The sequence below is a fragment of the Fulvimarina endophytica genome (genome assembly GCF_003403015.1).
Classification (GTDB): domain Bacteria; phylum Pseudomonadota; class Alphaproteobacteria; order Rhizobiales; family Rhizobiaceae; genus Fulvimarina; species Fulvimarina endophytica.
The window spans coordinates 511544-528468 of sequence record NZ_QURL01000002.1 but is presented as its reverse complement, the minus strand read 5'-3'; the positions used below and the strand labels follow the sequence as shown (position 1 = coordinate 528468).

Below are 16925 nucleotides of genomic sequence, written 5' to 3'. Positions count from 1 at the left end.
CGATCGTCCTTTGCGCATATTCGTCGGGCCGGACACCCGGAAAAACCAGGCATCCAAAGATGCGACGCCCGTAAACTTGATATTGCAATTCATTCTCATCTAGTCAACAGAGGTGCCGGCTGAGGAGCTCAAGCCCGCATCACGATGGCGTGCCCTCCGGGTGACGCGCCGCAAGTGCTGGCTGGACACCGATTTGAAGGCGGTTCGGCCGAGAACGCCGGCCCGTCACGATTTGCCCTCTCTGCGGAAATATGAATTAGATCGACCATGACGGATGCTCTCGAACCCTCACCGAAAACGGACGGCTTCGCCGTGATGCTGCGCGAAGCGGGACTGCGCGTCACGAGCCAGCGCATGGCGATCCTGCGCACCCTGTCGAGCGCCGAAGATCATCCGACGGCCGAGGAGATCGCCGGAAAGGCGCGTGGGTCCGATGCGAGCATCTCCCACGCGACGGTCTACCGGACGCTGAGCGTGCTCGAAGAGCTCGGCCTCATCCGCAAGCTGTCTCTCGAAAACTCGCCGGCGCGCTACGAGCTGTGCGGCGACGACGATCACGGCCATATCGTCGATGTCGGCGACGGGACGATCATCGAATTCGAGGACGAGGCGATGAGCGCCCGGCACCAGGCCATCGCCGCCGATCTCGGCTACGAGGTCGTTCGCTGCGTCACGATCATCGAGGCACGCAAGAAGCCCGGTCCGGTCTGACGAAGCGGCCGCCCTCTCGCGGCGATCGCATATGCGAACCGCCCGCCATCACGAACTCGCCAGATCCTCGCGGAAGCTTTCATGTCCATCGTCCAGCTCGACGAATATCTGATCGACCAGATCGCCGCCGGCGAGGTGGTCGAGCGTCCGGCGAGCGTCGTCAAGGAACTGGTCGAGAACGCCCTCGACGCGGGCGCGAGGCGCATCCAGATCGCGACGGCCGGCGGCGGCAAGACGCTGATGCGCGTCACCGACGACGGGCGCGGGATTCCCCGCGAGGAACTGCGCCTTGCCGTGCGCCGTCACTGCACGTCGAAACTCTCCGGCGGTCTCGATGCCATCGCGAGCCTCGGCTTTCGCGGCGAGGCGCTTCCCTCCATCGGCTCGGTCGCGAAGCTCTCCCTCCTCTCGCGCGCGGCGGGCGCACAGGAAGCCTTCGAGGTCCGGGTCGCGGCCGGCGCCTGCGAGGGCCCGATGCCGGGCGCCCTGACGAAGGGAACGGTGGTCGAAGTGCGCGACCTCTTCCAGTCCGTTCCGGCGCGGCTGAAATTCCTAAAAAGCGACCGGGCCGAGACGAGCGCGATCACCGAAATCGTCAAGCGCCTGTCGATCGCCTTTCCGGGCGTGCGTTTCGAGCTGTCGGGCCCGGACCGCTCGCGGCTGGTTCTCGAGGCCGTGCCGGCGGACGAACCCCTGAGGCGGATCTGCGACGTGGTAGGACGGGACTTCTCCGAAAACGCCGTCGAGATCGACGCGGTTCGCGAGGATGTGCGCCTGTCCGGCTATGCCGGGCTTCCGAGCTTCCACAAGGGCAATTCCCTCAGCCAGTATCTCTTCGTCAACGGCCGCCCGGTGCGCGACAAGATGCTGATCTCGGCGCTCTCCGGCGCCTATGCCGACATGATGGAGCGGGGGCGCTATCCGCTCGCCGTCCTCTTCCTCGAGATCGATCCCTCGCTCGTCGACGTCAACGTCCATCCGGCGAAGGCCGATGTGCGCTTCCGCGACCCGCAGCTCGTGCGCGGACTGATCGTCGGTGCCATTCGCGAGGCGATGGCGGCCGAGGGGGTGCGGGGGTCGACGGCTGCGGCGCGCGGGCTTGCCGCCCGCTTCTCGAACGCGGCGGAGGCCCGGTCGCCCGATCCCGATATCCGCTTTGCGGGATTTGCCCCGGGTGCCCCGGACATCGCAATGCCTTCTTCGCCGAGCGCGCCCCGATGGCCGGGCTCCAGCTACGAGGCGCCGGCCCGTCCGCGCACGCCCTTCGATCCGTCGAGCGCCGCCTACCGGCCTCTCGACGGCTCGCGCGAGGCATGGCCGACGGAGGCGGGCCACGGCTTTGCCGAAGACGCACAGGCTCCGTTCGAGAGCGACGCCGCACAATTCCAGAGAACGCCTTCGCCGCAGGAGAGCCGGACGGATGCCGGAGATCATCCTCTGGGCGCTGCGAAGGCGCAGCTCTTCGAGAACTTCATCCTTGCCGAAACGCCGACCGGGCTCGTTCTCGTGGACGGCCACGCGGCCCATGAGCGGATCGTCTACGAGAAGCTGAAGACGGCACTCTACGGCCGAACCATCGCTTCGCAACTGCTGCTGATCCCGGAGATCGTCGATCTGCCGGAGGACGATGCGGACCGGCTGGCGGAGGAGAGCGAGACCTTCGCCAAACTCGGTCTCGGCCTCGAACGGTTCGGACCGGGCGCGGTCGCCGTGCGAGAGACGCCGGCGATCCTCGGTCAGTGCGACGTGAAGCGGCTCGTGCGCGATCTCGCCGACGAGCTCGCCGAGTTCGGCACGAGAGACAGCGTGAAGTCCCGGATCGACCATGTCGCTGCGACGATCGCCTGTCACGGCTCGGTGCGCACCGGACGCCGCCTCCGGCTGGAGGAGATGAACGCGCTCCTGCGCGAGATGGAGACGACCCCGGGTTCGGGGACCTGCAATCACGGCCGGCCGACCTTCATCGAGCTGAAGAAGGCCGATATCGAGGCGCTGTTCGGGCGCTGAAGATCGAGGCCGCCCGGATCGATCGGCCTGCTCCATGATTTGCATACCGGGTCCGGAAGGCTTAAATCGCGCTTCGATCAGAGGGGTCTTGCGATGAAAGTAGGCCCGGCCGCGACCCCGACGGCTCTCGAGCCGTTTTCGACGCGCCATGCGACAGGAATGCGGAACGTGATGAACAGGATGGACCCCGGCGGCGAAGCCAAGCTGAAATACGGCACGCCCGATTTTCAGGTGGTGAAGACCGGCGCCTTCGTGCGCTGTGCCGTCACCGGCGATGCGATCCCCCTCGATCTCCTGAAATACTGGAGCGTCGAGCGCCAGGAAGCTTACCGGGACGCCGAAGCGGTCTTCGAACGCGAGAAGCAGGTTCGCGCCGGCAAGGCCTGAACGGTTTGCCTCAGACGCCGTAACGCCGCCGGTGGAAGTTCGCGAGCGTCTGGCGGATGATCGATTTCGCCGTGTCTTCGGCCTCGAAGGCGAGCGCCACGTCGAGGACCTCGCATTCCTTCAGGAACATGCGCGAGGCCTCGGGACCGCTGCGCAGGCGAACCGCGTCCTTGGCCGTCGTCACCAGCTGCAATCCGTGTCCCCACGCCTCCTGCGACAGACGCGCGATATCGTTCGCGTCGTAGGGATGGTGATCGGGAAAGCCGAGGCTGCGCTCCACCTTCGCGCCGCAGGCCTTCAGGGTTTCGACGAATTTCTGCGGGTCGGCGATGCCGGCGAAAGCGAGGACACGCATGCCGTCGAACCGGTCGGCATCGATCGGGGCGAGATGCGCCCTGTAGGTCGTGTGGTTGGAACGCGCCGATTCGCTCGCGACCGCCGATCCCGCCTCGCCCTTGCCGATGAGGAGGATCGCCGAGGCGTGGACGAGCTGGGTCTTCAAAGGCGCGCGCAGGGGACCTGCGGGAAAGACGCGCCAGTTTCCGAGCCCGCGCCGGGCATCGACGGCGATGAGCGCGTAATCCATCGCCAGCTGCGCACTCTGGAAGCCGTCGTCCATGATGACGAGATCGCATCCGCATTCCGATATCAGCCGTTCGGCGGCTTTCTTGCGGTTCGCGCCGACAGCCGTCGGGGCAATCCCGGCAAGAAGCTGCGGTTCGTCGCCGGTCGCGGCCGCATCCTGCGCCTGAGGGTCGACGAGAAGCGGCGAGCGGCCGCGCCGCCGGTAACCGCGCGAGACGAAGCCCGGCTTGCGCCCGAGCGCGATCGCGGCCTTTCCGAGCGCCATCGCCGTCGGCGTCTTGCCGGCGCCGCCGACCGTCAGATTGCCGATGCAGAGGACCGGAACGCCGAGATCGGCCCGCCTGCCGCGATCGAGGTTCCGGGCGGCGACCGCGCCATAGACGAGGGCTGCCGGCGCTAGCAGTGCGGAGGGCGTCGAAGGCGCCGTCCACCAGAAGTTTGGAGCCTTCAGGCGCAGCCCCGTCATGGGCGCGGGCGTCCGACATCGGAGCGGCGGTCCAGGCTGATCGCCACCTTGAGCGGATTGATGAAGGGCGAAAGCGCCTTCATCGTGCGCTCCTTGGCGCCGCGCATGGTCGAGACGCAGGCGCGCGCCGCCTCCCCCATGTCCGCGCGCCGGTCCGGCGAGGATAGAAGCGCATCCACCTCACGGGTCAGGCCGGTCTCGTCCTTGAGAATGACGCAGGCCCCGCCCTCGGCGAGTGTCTGGTAGACCTCCCGGAAATTCTGCACATAGCGTCCCGACAGGATCGCACGTCCGAGCATCGCCGGCTCGAGCGGGTTCTGGCCGCCCTCGCCTGTCAGCGACTTGCCGATGAAGGCGATCTTCGAGAGTTCGAGATAGAGGCCCATCTCGCCCATGGTGTCGCCGAGATAGATATCGATGCCCTCGCCCGGCATCTCGCCCTTGGAGCGCTGGGCGACCTTCAAGCCGACCGAACGCAGTTCCTCGGCGATCGCGTCACCCCGATCGGCATGGCGCGGAACGATGACGGTGAGAAGCCCCCGGTGGCGCCGCTTCAGCCCGATATGGCAGGTCGCCGCGATCAGTTCCTCGCCCGGATGGGTCGAGAGCGCCGCCCAGACCGGGCGCCGGTCGATGACCGGGGCGATCTCGGCGAGGATGGCGGGATCGCAGCCCGGCGCCTCGCTATCGGCCTTCAGATTGCCGACGACCGTCACCGAGCCGGCCCCGAGGCGCCGATAGCGCTCCGCATCGACCTCGGACTGGGCGACGATGAGCGCGAAATTCTCGATCAGCGCCTCGGCGAACCAATGGGCCTTCTTCCAGCGCTCGAAGGAGCGATCGGACAGGCGGGCATTGACGAGCACCTGGGGCACGCGGCGGGCCGACAATTCATTGAGCGTGTTCGGCCACAACTCGCTTTCGGCGAAGATCGCGAGATCCGGCTGCCAGTGATCGAGGAAGCGCCCGACCGCCGACTTCACGTCGAGCGGGACATATTGATGGATCAGCCAGTCCGAGAACCGGGTCTCGACGATCTCGGCCGATGTCCGCGTGCCGGTGGTCATCAGCACCTGCGGTCCCTCTTCGGCGATGAGACGGGCCATCGGCGCGACCGCCAGCGTCTCGCCGACGCTCGCGGCATGGATCCAGACGAGCGGCACGCCCTCTGGGCGCTTGGCCGAGGCATGTCCGAACCGCTCGCGCTTGCGCGCACCGTCCTCCTTGCCCAGACGCGTGCGATAGGAGACGTAGGGGCGCAGGGCCGGCGAGACCACCGATCCGAGAAACCTGTAGGCGGACAGGAGGGCGCGTGCCTTGCCGTCGCTCATGCTCTCTCCACGATCCGGATCGCCTCTTCGTTCGCCGCCTCGATGGCGCGGGTGACCTCGCTTCGCTTGGCCTCCATCAGCGCCTCGTCCGCATCGGCCGGCACGTAGATCGGGTCACCGATCACGACGGCCATGCGCCCGAACGGCAGGGGCACGGTCGTGCGGTCCCAGGACGACTGGATCACATGGCGCCGGCTGGTGACGGCCGCGCTCGGCAGGATGGGCCGGCCGGAGATGCGCGCGAGGGTGACGATGCCGTATCCCGCCTCGCGCGGCGTGCCCTTCGGCACGTCGGCGATCATGCAGACGCCGGAGCCGGCTTTGAGCGCCTTGCGAAGGGCGATCACCGCGCGCGCCCCGCCCTTTTCCGATTTCGTGCCGCCGCCCCGGCCGCCCGAGCCGCGCACCGTGTCGATGCCGAAGCGCGAGACGACCCGTGCGTTGATTTCGGCATCCGCATTGCGCGAGAGCAGCGCCACATAGGGGAGTTCGCGCGGCCGGAAGATCGGCGCGAGCAGGTGCTGGCCGTGCCACATGCCGACGATCGCGGGATGATTGTCGAAGATCAGACGACGAACGGCTTCGAAGTCGTTTCCCGGCTTCTGCGTGCGCTCGATGAACCTCAGGAGCCGGTAGATGGCGAACCCTGCGAGCGAGTTCGCCGCATCGCTGCGGCCGGCGGAGCGGAACCACTTGCGCCGCAGCGCGCGCAGGCGCTTGGCAAAGGCCCGCCCCCGCGGCTCGGCTGCATGCGGCGCGTTCGTCCGCTTGGCTCCCTCGTTCATCCGCTCGTCCCGGCCGCCGTTTCCTCAGGCTTTCTCTGGGGTCAGAAGGCGATGCATGTGGACGATGAAATAGCGCATGGAGGCGTTGTCCACCGTCTGCTGCGCCTTGGACCGCCACGCCGACAGGGCGCTGTCGTAGTTCGGGAAGATGCCCACGATGTCGAGATTGTCGAGATCGGAGAACTGGATCCCCTGCAGGTCGTCGAGTTCGCCCCCGAATACGAGGTGGAGAAGCTGTTTCGGTTTCTGTTCTTCCATGGGGTCTGGCCTTCGCTTCGTTCGCGGTGCTTTCCGTCCGGCGAGCCGGAGGATCGGTGGTTACGGTCTCGGGCGATCTTGCGGCATCATCGCGAAAGCGCCGAGGCAAGTTCGCGCGCCTCGCTCAAGGAGGCCTTCGACGCAGCGACGAGGAGGCCGTGTCTCTTTGCAGATCTCGTATATCGGATCGCCTCCCCGGCGCAATCGACGAGAGCGGCATCGGATTTTTCGAGAAGGAGATCGCCGGCCGCGATGTCCCAGTCGTGGGCACGCGGGCGAACGAGGGTGGCGTCGAGCCTGCCGGCCGCGACCTGACACAGGCGATAGGCGAGCGATGGCGCGCCGATCTGCGCGCTCACCCTCTCCTGACCGGCGGCATCGAGCCGGCGCAGCGCGGAGCGGAACTGGTCGGGCATGGCGACGCTCATTGGATGCCCCTCGGTCGCCGCTCCCGCCCGGCACGGCTCGCCGTTGAGGCGCGCCTCTCCCGAGCGGGTCACGGTGAACATCTCGCCGGGAACCGGGGCAAAGACGGCCCCGGCCAGGGGCCGGTCGCCCGAGACGAGCGCGATCGAGACGCACCAGGTGGCATCGCCGCGCAGATAGGCGCGCGTCCCGTCGATCGGATCGACGATGAAGAACCGGTCCTCGTGCTCGGTCGAGGCCGTTCCGTCCAGAACGCTTTCCTCCGACACCCAGCCGTAATCGGCGCGCGCCTTCAGAAGACGCTCCTTGAGGTAACTGTCGACGGCATAATCGCCTTCCGAAACGGGCGAATCGTTCGCCTTCCACCAGACTTCGGGATCCCTGCCGAAATACGACATGGCGATGCGACCGGCTTCGCGCGCGGCGTCCTCGAGAAGGTCGAGTTCCTCGGTTTCTGACGGAAGGGTCTGGCTCACTTGCGTCTCATCGCCCCGCAACGGTCATCGAACCGACGCGCAAGGTCGGGGCGACCAGCGAGAACCGCGTGTCGAGATCGTCGGCCGCCGTCAGGGAAAGAAGCATGTCCTTCAGATTGCCCGCAATGGTGATCTCCGAGACCGGCCGGGTGAGTTCGCCGTTCTCGATCAGGAAGCCGGACGCGCCACGGCTGTAGTCGCCGGTAACGAGATTGGCGCCATGGCCGATGAGTTCGTCGACATAAAGCCCCTTGCCGGTGTCGGCGATCAGTTCGGCCGGCGACATCGAACCCGGCGTCAGGATCACATTGGTCGAGGAGGGCGAGAGACCGGCGCCCATTCGCGCCGCGCGGCCATTGGTGGTGAGGCCGAGTTCCTTCGCGGTCGCCGTATCGAGGAGCCAGTTCCTGAGAATGCCGTTCTCGACGAGGGTGATCGGATCACCCGAGACGCCCTCGCCGTCGAAGGGGCGCGAGCCCGGCCGGCGCCTGAGGGTCGGCTCGTCCGTCAGCGTCATCGTTTCGGGCAGCACCTGCCAGTCCATCATCGTCTTCAGGAAGCTCGTGCCACGCGCGATCGCCGCGCCATTGATGGCCGAGACGAGACTGGCGATGAGCCCCCGCGCCACCCGAGGATCGAAGACCACCGGAACGCGCCCCGTCGGCATTCCGCCGGGATCGAGGCGCCTTGCGACGCGCTCTCCCGCCCGCCGGCCGATCGTCTCGGGGTCCTCCAGATCGCCGTAATGCATGCGCGAATCGAAATCGTAATCGCGCTGCATGCCGGTGCCTTCGCCGCCGAGAACCGAGACCGAGCGCGAGAAGCCGGAGCGCATGCGATGGCCGCGAAACCCGTTCGACGTCGCAAGAACGAGGCTCGACGTCCCCCGGCTCGCACTCGCGCCGCCGGAATTGGTGACGCCCGCAACCGCGCGGGCGGCGTCTTCCATGGCGAGGGCGCTGTCGCGCATCTCGTCGGGCGTAACGTCGGTCGGGTCGAACAGGTCGAGATCGGGAATGTCCGTCGCGTGACGCTCGGGATCGGCGAGACCCGCGAACTCGTCCGGCGGCGAGACCTTGGCCATCGCCACGGCCCGCTCGGCCAGCATCTGGAGGTCCGATCGCGTATCGCCGGAAACCGAGGCGACGCGCTGTCCGACGAAGACGCGCAGCGAAATGCCTTCGGTCTCCGAACTCTCGGTCTCCTCCACCTTGCCGAGCCGAACCTCGACGCCGGTGCTGGTCGATGTCGCGACCGCCACGTCCGCCGCGCTCGCGCCCGCCTTCAGAACCCGTTCGAGCAGGCTGTCTGCGACACTCAGGAGCCGCGTGGTGTTCTGATCCATGGGATGGAGATCCGTGCTCTGGCCGTTTGTGACGTGTCGCCGACGGCAGGCATAGCCCGACGGCGATGAAACGCGTAGGTCTCGCATCTATTGCCGGACCGTTCCCCCATCAAGGCTTCACGGCCGGCCAAGCGGTCAGCTAGACTGGCAATACGGCACCCTCACCGGCGGACGGATCGTGGAACACGCAAATACTCTCTTCCTCGAGATCATTCTCCTGCTCGGGGGCGGCATTCTGGCGGGCACGCTGTTCAAGCGCCTCGGCCTTGGAACCGTGCTCGGATATCTCTTCGCCGGCATCGCCATGGGTCCGCTGCTCGGGCTCATCCACGACGGCGAGGCGGTCCTCCATATCGGCGAACTCGGCGTCGTCTTCCTCCTGTTCATCATCGGCCTCGAGCTGAAGCTCTCGCGGCTCTGGGCTCTGCGCACCCAGATCTTCGGCCTCGGCGCCGCCCAGGTGGTGGTGACGGCCCTGCCGATCGGGGCGCTCGTCTGGGCCTTCGGTTTCTCCGTTCCCGCCGCCGCCGTGATCGGCCTCGGCCTTGCCCTCTCGTCCACCGCCTTCGGCCTGCAGCTTCTGGAGGAACGGGGCGAAACCAACACGCGGCACGGACAGGCCGCCTTCTCCGTCCTTCTCTTCCAGGATCTGGCGGTCGTTCCGATCCTCGCCGCCCTGCCCTTTCTCGCGCCCTATTCCTCCGACACCGAAATCACCCTCAGCGAGGTCGCGGTCTCGATCGGTGCCGTTCTCGCCCTCGTCGTCGGCGGTCGTTATCTTCTCAATCCCCTGTTCCGCATCATGGCCTCGGCCGGCGCGCGCGAAGTGATGCTGGGCGCCGCGCTCTTCGTCGTCCTCGGCTCGGCCATGCTGATGGCGGCGGCCGGCTTCTCCATGGCGATGGGCGCGTTCATCGCCGGCGTCCTCCTCGCCGAATCGAGCTATCGGCACGAGCTGGAGGCCAATATCGAGCCGTTTCGCGGCCTGCTGCTCGGCCTCTTCTTCATCGGCGTCGGCCTGTCCATCGACCTCTCGGTGCTGGCGAGCGGCTGGCCGATCCTCCTCGTCGCAGCGCCGCTTCTGATGATCACGAAGGCCGGGCTCCTCTACAGCCTCTCCCGACTTCTCGGAAACCGCCACGACGGTTCGGTCCGGGTAGCCGGCCTCCTGTCCCAAGCCGGCGAATTCGGCTTCGTCATCTTCTCGGCCGCCAGCGCATCGGCGATCTTCTCGAGCGAGACCGCTTCGCTCCTCATCGCGATCACGACCCTTTCGATGATGCTGACGCCGCTTTCCACGGCCATTGCGAGCCGTCTGGTCGATCGGGACGAGGAGGAGGATGAGGAAGAGATGGACGAGGATTTCGCCGATGCGGGATCGGACGTGCTGCTCATCGGCTTTTCCCGCTTCGGGCAGATCGTCGCCCAGGTGCTTCTGTCGAGCGGGCGCGACGTGACGATCCTCGATTCGTCCGCCGAACGGATCCGCAGCGCCAACCAGTTCGGTTTCCGCATCTTCTTCGGCTCGGGCATGCGCAAGGATGTTCTGGAAGCCTCGGGCATCCGCCGCGCCAAGCTCGTCGCGGTCTGCACCAACAAGCGGGAGACGACGGACCGGGTCGTCGACCTGATCCGGGAGGAGTTTCCGAACGTCAAGCTTTATGTCCGCGCCTATGATCGCGGCCATGCGCTCTCGCTGCGCGCGCGCGGCGTCGACTACGAGATCCGGGAGACGGTGGAATCAGCCCTCTCCTTCGGCAATGCGACCCTTCGCTCCCTCGGCGTCGAGGACGAGTTGTCGAACCGCATCGTCGACGACGTTCGCCAGCGCGACCTGAAGCGCCTGAAGCTCCAGGAAGCCGAGGGAACCCATGCGGGCGCCGACATGATCACCACGCGCGCGGTGAAGCCCGAACCCCTCGTCGAGCCCCATGCGGCCCTCCAGGCCGTCGACGACGGCGCGGACGAGAACGACGACAAGGGCGGGATAATCGACGAGGACGCACCACGCCGGCGGCGGCGCGGAAGGCCCTTCAGGGGACGGCGGATGAGCTTCCGGAAGACCGCGCAGCGCTGATACGGAACCGGGCCCGCTCTCCCTTCGAGGATCGAGCGGGCCCGGCGGTCATGCGATCAGTCCTCAGGCTTGTGGAGCTCGGAGGCGAGCTTCATGACCTGAGAGCCATCGTCCTGCTCGATGAGAAAGGCTTCGTTGCCCTCCTCGCCCTTGCGGGTGATCTCGCTGCCGTCGATCGTCTTCGTCACTTCCTCGGCCCAGTGGTCCTTCACCTTGCCCTTGGCCGTTCCGTTGCCCCAGTTCCAGGCGACGTATTCGCCCTTTCGATATGCCACCATGCGATTGGTCTCCGATTGTCGTCGGGTGATTAAGCCGGCGGCGTGGCGACTGGTTCCGGCAAGACGAGAGCCCAGCCGCGACCGGACCGCGCAGGCCCTCGCTATCCCATGAGGCTTCAGAGCCGTGGCAATCGGACACCCTGCCGGAACCTCCGCCGGATCGCAGAGGTTCAGATTGTCGGTTCGCTCTTCAACAGGACAGTCCGGCTCGCCCCCCATGAATCCGCGCCTTGCCCATCACGCAGAGATCGTCGGTCTCTCCATCGTCGATCCCGAGACCTTCGAGATCGAGCGTCAAAAGCTCGACGACGGGTTCCGCATCTGCTTCCTTTCCGGGGAGACCGTGCGCGACAAGGCGTTAAAGAAGCGGATCGACGAACTCGTTCTGCCGCCGGCTTGGCAGAACGTGCGCATCTGCATCGACGGCAACGGCCATATCCAGGCGATCGGCCGGGACGAGAAGGGACGGCTGCAATACCGCTATCACGACCGCTGGGTGGACGTGCGCAATGCCGTGAAATCCGAACGGCTGATGCGGTTCGGCCGGGCCCTGCCGAAACTGCGCCAGGCGGTGGACCGGGACATGAAGCGGCGCAAGCGCGACCGACGCCTGACGGCCGCGACGGCCACGCGCCTCATCGACCTGACGGCGATGCGGCCTGGCCACGAGAAATACGCGACCGACGGCGGACGGGGCGTTGCGTCCCTGCGCCGCAAGAACCTGCGGATCCAGGACGGCAGCGTGGCGGTCCTGAAATTTACCGGCAAGTCGAAGAAGAAGCACGAGATCGAGATCGCGGACAGGAAACTTGTCGCCAATCTCGAGCGGATCCGCACGGGCACCGGCTCGCGCCTGTTCAAGTTCTCCGGCAAGAAGACCAAGACCCGCACCATGACCGCCGGCGTCCTCAACACCTATATGCGCGAGGCATCGGGCAAGCGCATCTCGGCCAAGGATTTCCGCACCTTCCATGGTTCGGCCGAAGCCCTGCGGTTCCTGTGCACCGACGAGAAGGCGGTCGAGGCCGACAGCGAGAACAAGCGCAAGAGGGCCGTCGCGGCCGCGATGCGCGCGGTTTCCGAGCGGCTTCGCAACACGCCGGCCGTCGCACGCTCCTCCTATGTGCATCCCCGCATCATCGAGGCCTATGAACAGGGCGAACTCTCCTGCGATCTCCTGAAGGGGCGCACGCGCGCAGGCCTCGACCGCCAGGAGACAGGACTGATGCGGTTTCTGGAGGAGACGACGACCGGCGCCTCGGAGGACTGACTCGGCCATTCGCCGAAAACCGTCGGCGTCAGCGCAGAACGGCCGAACTCTCGTGCGCGGCCGCATCGGGCGAGGTGCCGATGACCTCCACGAAGGCGCGGGTCGTAACGCCGAGCCGCCGCGCCTCGATCGCGTTTTCGAGCGCGCGCTTGACATTGTCCTTGACCGGCTCGGTCGCGCGGAGGATCTCAGCCGCCCTCAGGAAATCGAGAACCTTGTAGGGCGAGACGCGCGGACGCACGAGGATGTCGGGCGGATCGGTGCGCACCTTCAGGTCGATCACCGACTGCATCATCAGCTGGGACGACCCGATCATCGCCTCGACGGTCGCCGGCACGACGGCCGGGTCCCCCTCCGGCCCGCCGTTCACGTCCACCGCGACGACGAGATCGCAGATGCCCTTCAGGCGGTCGTAGGGGAGCGGGTTGTAGATGCCGCCGTCGACGAGAACGCGCCCTTCGCGCCGCACCGGACGGAAGATCGCCGGAAGCGCCGCCGAGGCCCCGAGGGCCGAGACGATCTCGCCGCTGTCGAGCTCGCATTCGAGACGGCGATAATAGTCCGTCGCCATGACGCCGAGGGGGATCGTCAGGGAGTCGAAGGTCTTCGGCACGGCGTCGGGCAGGAAGCTCGCGACGATCCGCTCCACGTTCAATTGCCCGATCCGGAAGCCTCCGTCGTCCAGGAACTGGCGGAAACTCGGCGGGCGCGTCTGCCAGAGCTTGACGGCGAGATCGCGCCGATGCGCGAAACTCTTCACCATGAAATCGCCGATCTCGCGCGCGGAGATGCCGGCGCAGTAGCCGGCCCCGACGATCGCTCCGATGGACGAGCCGACGATGCGGACGGGTTTCAGGCCCAGTTCGTCGAACGCGGCGAGCACATGGATATGCGCGATGCCTCGGGCGCCGCCGCCGCCGAGGGCAAGACCGATATCGGTCATGGCCTCGTCATGCTCCGGCGGGACCGACGGTGATGACCGTCGGCTCGACCGACAGAAGCGATCGGGCGGCTTCCTTCACCTGATCCAGCGTGACGGCGTCGATCTCGTCCTTGCGCGTATCGATATAGTCCATGCCCAGATCGTCGAGCTGGATGCCGACGAGGGTCTGGGCGATCGCGCTGGAGGAATCGAGATTGCGCACGGCGTAGGAGCCCTTCACATAGGTTTTGGCCTCGGCGAGTTCCGCTTCGCTCGGGCCGTCCTCGGCCATCCGATTCAGCTCCTCCCGGATGATCCCGATGCTCTCCTCGGCCGCATCCGCGCGCGTCGCCGTCGAGGCGCCGAGGAGCGCGGCGTGGTCGTAGCTCGCAAGCCAGGAGCCCGCTCCGTAGGCAAGGCCGCGCTTCTCGCGGATCTCCTCGTAGAGCCTGGAGGTGAAGGTCCCCCCGCCGAGGATGTGGTTCATCAGATAGGCCGCGAAGAATTGCGGATCGTCGCGCTTCATCCCGGGCAGCGTGAACTGGATCAGGGTCTGCGGAACGGCGAGATCGATCTCGACGCGGTCGCCGAACTTCGGCTCGACATCCGGCACTTCGGCAAGAACCGCCGTCTGCGGAAGATCGCCGAAGACGCGATCGAGGACGGTCTTCAGCCGCTCGGGCGTGATGTCGCCCACGACGCCGACCACCAGATTGTCCCTGGCGAACTTCTGCGCGCGGAAGGTGTCCAGGTCGCTCGCACCGATCTCGTCGAGGCTCTCGAGCGTTCCCTCGGTGCGGCGCGAATAGGGATGGCCGGGAAACACCGTCTTGCCGAAGGCATCGCTGAGAAGCTGGCCAGGATCGTTTTCGCTCGCCGTGATGCCGGTCTTGATCTGCCCCTTGATGCGCGCGACGGGCTCCTCGTCGAAACGCGGATCGGTGAGGGCGAGGGCCGCGAGATCGAAGGCCTCGTCGGAGAATTCGGTGATCGCGTTGATCGACCCGGTGAAATCGTCCCGGCTCGCATCGAAGCTCAGGGAGACGCCGAGATCGTCGAGCTTCTCCTGAAACTCGGTGCTTTCGATATCGCCGGCGCCCTCGTCGAGAAGACCGGACAGGAGATTGGCGAGGCCTGCCTTGCCCTCGGGGTCCTGGGCGGAGCCCGCCCCCTTGAACGCGAAATCCATCGCGATCAGGGGATTTTTGTGATCCTCGACGAGGAGCGCCTCGATCCCGCCTTCGCTCGTCACCTTCTGGATCTCCACCGCATCGGCGGCGAAGGGAAACGAGATCAGGGCCGTGAAGGCGATCGCACCGAGGGTGCGCCGGGTCTTGGAGAAGGGCATGGTCGACAACTCGGACAGTTTGGGCAGGAGGGTGGACGGACGCGCGACGAGCGGGATCACGACGGATTGTCCTCCACCATGCCGGAGGCGGCCGGGGCGGAACCTGCCGGCAGCGGAGCGTCGATCTGGCCGGTCGCGGTCCTCGGCGTCGCCGGCTGCGAGCCGTCCGGGGTTTCAGGCAGGAGATAGCCCGTCACCGAACGTTCGGGCTTCAGATATTTGCGGGCGACGGCGTTCACGTCCTCGACGGTGACGGCCTCGATGCGCTCGGGCCACTGGTCCACGTCCTCGATCGTGCGCCCGGTGGCGAGCGCCGTCGCATATTGGCGCGCCATCGCGGTCTGGCTGTCGCGCAGATAGATCACGCCCTTGCGCACCCGGTTCTTGGCGCGCTCCAGTTCCTCCTCGCTGATGCCGTTCTCGATCAGATCGTCGATGGCGGCCTTCGTCGCCGCCTCGACCTCGTCGAGGCTCGCGCCGCCGCGCGGCGTACCGTAGAGCGCGAAGACGCCGTTCTCCAGCGCCGAGGACTGGTAGTCGCTTCCCGCGCCGGCCGCGATGGCCTTGTCGATGACGAGGCCGCGATAGAGACGGCTCGTCGATCCACCGCCCAGGACGTCGGAGAGGACGTCCAGTGCCGCCGCCTCGTTGCCGCTCGCGGTGGTGGAGGACGGTACGAGATAGGAGGTGCTGAAGGAGGGCTGGGTCACCCGCGCATCGCGCAGGGTCACGGTGCGCTCGGCGCGCGGCTCGGGCTCCTGCGGGCGGATGCGCTCGCCCACATCGGCGCGCTGCTCGACCTTGCCGTAAGTCTTCTCGGCAAGGTCGCGAACCTCGTCGACGGTCACGTCGCCGGCGATGAGGAGGATCGCGTTCGAGGGGGTGTAATACCTGTCGTAGAAGGCGATCGCGTCCTCGCGCGTCAGGTCCGCGATGTCCTGCTCATAGCCGATGACGGGCGTTCCGTAGCGCGAATTGGTGAAGAGCGTCGCCTGGACGATTTCGGAGAGCTGCGCCTGCGGCTCGTTGCCGACGCGCGAGCGACGTTCCTCCATGATCACGTCGCGCTCCGGCAGCACCACCTCGTCGGTGAGGACGAGATTGCTCATCCGATCGGCCTCGTAGCCCATGATCATCTCGAGCTGATCGGAGGCGACCTGCTGATAGTAGCCGGTATAGTCGTCCGAGGTGAAGGCGTTCTCCTGACCGCCATGCTCCGCGACCTTCTTGGAGAACTCCCCTTCCGGATGGTTCGACGTGCCCTTGAACATGAGATGTTCGAGGAAGTGGGCGACACCCGTTTCAAGCGGCCCCTCGTCGGCGGCTCCGACCTTGTAATAGATCATCTGGGTGACGACCGGTGCCCTGTTGTCGGGGAGGACGACCACCTGAAGCCCGTTGTCGAGGGTGAAGCTGGTGACCTCTTCCTCCGGCACCGCCACATCTTGGACGTCGGCGCCGGCGCTCTCGGCGGTCTTTTCCTGCGGCTTCGTCTGTCCGTCCTGCGCGAATGTCTGGGGCGCGAACGCCACCGAGAACAGGAGGGCCGGAACGAGGGTTCTGCGTAGGGTCGCTGCGATCAACGGGCGGTCCTTCGGAAGCATTATGGAAATCGTCCGGCAGATATGGCGGGCCCACCGGTCTTACGCCAGTTACGGTTTCGTTAGACGTTTCGCTTCTGCCGACCAAGCCTCAGATCGGGGCGCGAAGAAGCCGCAGGCGCGATTCCGCGATCGTCCGCTCGTCGACGAGTTCGAAACCCTCGGGAGGGGCGAACGGGCTCGCGGCCGCTTCCTCGACCACGCAGAGAGCGCCCGGCTTCAGCCAGCCGCCGGAGCTGGCGGCTTCGAGGGCGCGCTCGCCGAGCCCCTTGCCATAGGGGGGATCGGCAAAGAGCAGATCGAACGGCTCGAAGGTCCCGACGCCCCCGAGCCTTGTCGCGTCCCGCCGGTAAATCTTCGTGCGGCCCTGAAGGCCGAACGTCTCCACATTGCGGCGAATGAGGCCGCGTGCCTCGACGCCCTCCTCGATGAAGACGCAGAACCGGGCACCGCGCGACAGGGCCTCGCAGCCGAGTGCCCCGGTTCCGGCAAAGAGATCGAGAACGCGTGCGCCGTCGAGGTCCACCTCCTCGCGGTGAGCGAGGATGTTGAACAGGGTCTCTCGCGCCCTGTCGGTCGTCGGCCGGATCTCGTCCGTTGCGGGCGTCTCCAGCTTGCGGCCACGGAACTCTCCACCGACGATCCGCATCGG

The 16925-nt window shown here is 66.7% G+C and carries 16 protein-coding genes; 5 read left to right on the top strand and 11 right to left on the bottom strand.

Translation table 11 applies throughout. The features are described from left to right. Window positions 1–267 precede the first annotated feature (267 nt). The 3 genes from DYI37_RS05930 to DYI37_RS05920 all read left to right on the top strand — a co-directional run bounded on the left by DYI37_RS05930 (window position 268) and on the right by DYI37_RS05920 (window position 3105). The gene (locus DYI37_RS05930) at window positions 268–711 is read left to right on the top strand and encodes a Fur family transcriptional regulator (protein ID WP_199520085.1); all 444 of its coding nucleotides are present in this window, start codon (window positions 268–270) and stop codon (window positions 709–711) included. Between the two features lie 81 nt (window positions 712–792). After that, on the top strand, window positions 793–2718 hold the full coding sequence (mutL, locus tag DYI37_RS05925; protein WP_116682257.1) for a DNA mismatch repair endonuclease MutL: 1926 nt from the start codon (window positions 793–795) through the stop codon (window positions 2716–2718). A gap of 171 nt (window positions 2719–2889) precedes the next feature. Next, window positions 2890–3105: a DUF2093 domain-containing protein gene (locus tag DYI37_RS05920; RefSeq protein ID WP_199520084.1), complete on the top strand. Its 216-nt coding sequence runs from the start codon at window positions 2890–2892 to the stop codon at window positions 3103–3105. Between the two features lie 10 nt (window positions 3106–3115). Here DYI37_RS05920 and lpxK read toward each other — a convergent pair whose 3' ends face one another. From lpxK to DYI37_RS05890, 6 genes are all read right to left on the bottom strand, one after another. Beyond that, the gene (lpxK, locus tag DYI37_RS05915; protein WP_245413788.1) at window positions 3116–4156 is read right to left on the bottom strand and encodes a tetraacyldisaccharide 4'-kinase; all 1041 of its coding nucleotides are present in this window, start codon (window positions 4154–4156) and stop codon (window positions 3116–3118) included. Beyond that, window positions 4153–5487, bottom strand: a complete 1335-nt coding sequence (locus DYI37_RS05910) for a 3-deoxy-D-manno-octulosonic acid transferase (RefSeq protein WP_116682256.1) — start codon at window positions 5485–5487, stop codon at window positions 4153–4155. Before DYI37_RS05910 ends, lpxK begins: the two co-directional genes overlap by 4 nt. Next, window positions 5484–6272 (bottom strand): lysophospholipid acyltransferase family protein, encoded by a 789-nt coding sequence (locus tag DYI37_RS05905; RefSeq protein WP_116682255.1) that lies wholly within the window; start codon window positions 6270–6272, stop codon window positions 5484–5486. The genes DYI37_RS05910 and DYI37_RS05905 overlap by 4 nt, the downstream gene beginning before the upstream one ends. 24 nt (window positions 6273–6296) lie before the next feature. Then, a complete protein-coding gene (locus tag DYI37_RS05900; RefSeq protein WP_116682254.1) occupies window positions 6297–6530 on the bottom strand; it encodes a DUF4170 domain-containing protein in 234 nt (77 codons plus the stop codon). An 86-nt stretch (window positions 6531–6616) separates the two neighbouring features. Beyond that, a complete protein-coding gene (locus DYI37_RS05895) occupies window positions 6617–7432 on the bottom strand; it encodes a 3'(2'),5'-bisphosphate nucleotidase CysQ (RefSeq protein WP_116682430.1) in 816 nt (271 codons plus the stop codon). A gap of 7 nt (window positions 7433–7439) precedes the next feature. Beyond that, window positions 7440–8777: a TldD/PmbA family protein gene (locus DYI37_RS05890; protein WP_116682253.1), complete on the bottom strand. Its 1338-nt coding sequence runs from the start codon at window positions 8775–8777 to the stop codon at window positions 7440–7442. A 178-nt stretch (window positions 8778–8955) separates the two neighbouring features. On the opposite strand from DYI37_RS05890, the gene DYI37_RS05885 reads away from it, so the two are divergent. Further along, window positions 8956–10854 (top strand): monovalent cation:proton antiporter-2 (CPA2) family protein, encoded by a 1899-nt coding sequence (locus DYI37_RS05885; RefSeq protein ID WP_116682252.1) that lies wholly within the window; start codon window positions 8956–8958, stop codon window positions 10852–10854. 56 nt (window positions 10855–10910) lie between these two features. On the opposite strand, the gene DYI37_RS05880 is transcribed toward DYI37_RS05885, so the two are convergent. Then, entirely contained in the window at window positions 10911–11132 is a 222-nt protein-coding gene (locus tag DYI37_RS05880) for a hypervirulence associated TUDOR domain-containing protein (protein ID WP_116682251.1), read from the bottom strand. A gap of 217 nt (window positions 11133–11349) precedes the next feature. Between DYI37_RS05880 and DYI37_RS05875 the strand changes: the two genes are divergently transcribed. Beyond that, window positions 11350–12402: a DNA topoisomerase IB gene (locus DYI37_RS05875; RefSeq protein ID WP_116682250.1), complete on the top strand. Its 1053-nt coding sequence runs from the start codon at window positions 11350–11352 to the stop codon at window positions 12400–12402. Window positions 12403–12430: 28 nt separating this feature from the next. On the opposite strand, the gene DYI37_RS05870 is transcribed toward DYI37_RS05875, so the two are convergent. The 4 genes from DYI37_RS05870 to rsmD form a co-directional block, all read right to left on the bottom strand. After that, window positions 12431–13345 (bottom strand): patatin-like phospholipase family protein, encoded by a 915-nt coding sequence (locus tag DYI37_RS05870; protein WP_116682249.1) that lies wholly within the window; start codon window positions 13343–13345, stop codon window positions 12431–12433. 7 nt (window positions 13346–13352) lie between these two features. Further along, entirely contained in the window at window positions 13353–14672 is a 1320-nt protein-coding gene (locus tag DYI37_RS05865) for a M16 family metallopeptidase (RefSeq protein ID WP_116682429.1), read from the bottom strand. A gap of 56 nt (window positions 14673–14728) precedes the next feature. Next, complete coding sequence (locus DYI37_RS05860; protein ID WP_245413786.1) at window positions 14729–16255, bottom strand: M16 family metallopeptidase; 1527 nt, start codon at window positions 16253–16255, stop codon at window positions 14729–14731. A 109-nt stretch (window positions 16256–16364) separates the two neighbouring features. After that, window positions 16365–16922, bottom strand: a complete 558-nt coding sequence (gene rsmD / locus DYI37_RS05855) for a 16S rRNA (guanine(966)-N(2))-methyltransferase RsmD (RefSeq protein WP_116682247.1) — start codon at window positions 16920–16922, stop codon at window positions 16365–16367. Window positions 16923–16925 lie beyond the last annotated feature (3 nt).

Bases quoted from the DNA above. Each gene is read 5' to 3' on its own strand.
- DYI37_RS05900 (WP_116682254.1), bottom strand. From the start codon at position 6,530: ATGGAAGAACAGAAACCGAAACAGCTTCTCCACCTCGTATTCGGGGGC.
- DYI37_RS05890 (WP_116682253.1), bottom strand. From the start codon at position 8,777: ATGGATCAGAACACCACGCGGCTCCTGAGTGTCGCAGACAGCCTGCTC.
- DYI37_RS05875 (WP_116682250.1), top strand. From the start codon at position 11,350: ATGAATCCGCGCCTTGCCCATCACGCAGAGATCGTCGGTCTCTCCATC.
- DYI37_RS05905 (WP_116682255.1), bottom strand. From the start codon at position 6,272: ATGAACGAGGGAGCCAAGCGGACGAACGCGCCGCATGCAGCCGAGCCG.
- DYI37_RS05910 (WP_116682256.1), bottom strand. From the start codon at position 5,487: ATGAGCGACGGCAAGGCACGCGCCCTCCTGTCCGCCTACAGGTTTCTC.
- rsmD (WP_116682247.1), bottom strand. From the start codon at position 16,922: ATGCGGATCGTCGGTGGAGAGTTCCGTGGCCGCAAGCTGGAGACGCCC.
- DYI37_RS05920 (WP_199520084.1), top strand. From the start codon at position 2,890: ATGAACAGGATGGACCCCGGCGGCGAAGCCAAGCTGAAATACGGCACG.
- lpxK (WP_245413788.1), bottom strand. From the start codon at position 4,156: ATGACGGGGCTGCGCCTGAAGGCTCCAAACTTCTGGTGGACGGCGCCT.
- mutL (WP_116682257.1), top strand. From the start codon at position 793: ATGTCCATCGTCCAGCTCGACGAATATCTGATCGACCAGATCGCCGCC.
- DYI37_RS05930 (WP_199520085.1), top strand. From the start codon at position 268: ATGACGGATGCTCTCGAACCCTCACCGAAAACGGACGGCTTCGCCGTG.
- DYI37_RS05870 (WP_116682249.1), bottom strand. From the start codon at position 13,345: ATGACCGATATCGGTCTTGCCCTCGGCGGCGGCGGCGCCCGAGGCATC.
- DYI37_RS05865 (WP_116682429.1), bottom strand. From the start codon at position 14,672: ATGCCCTTCTCCAAGACCCGGCGCACCCTCGGTGCGATCGCCTTCACG.
- DYI37_RS05880 (WP_116682251.1), bottom strand. From the start codon at position 11,132: ATGGTGGCATATCGAAAGGGCGAATACGTCGCCTGGAACTGGGGCAAC.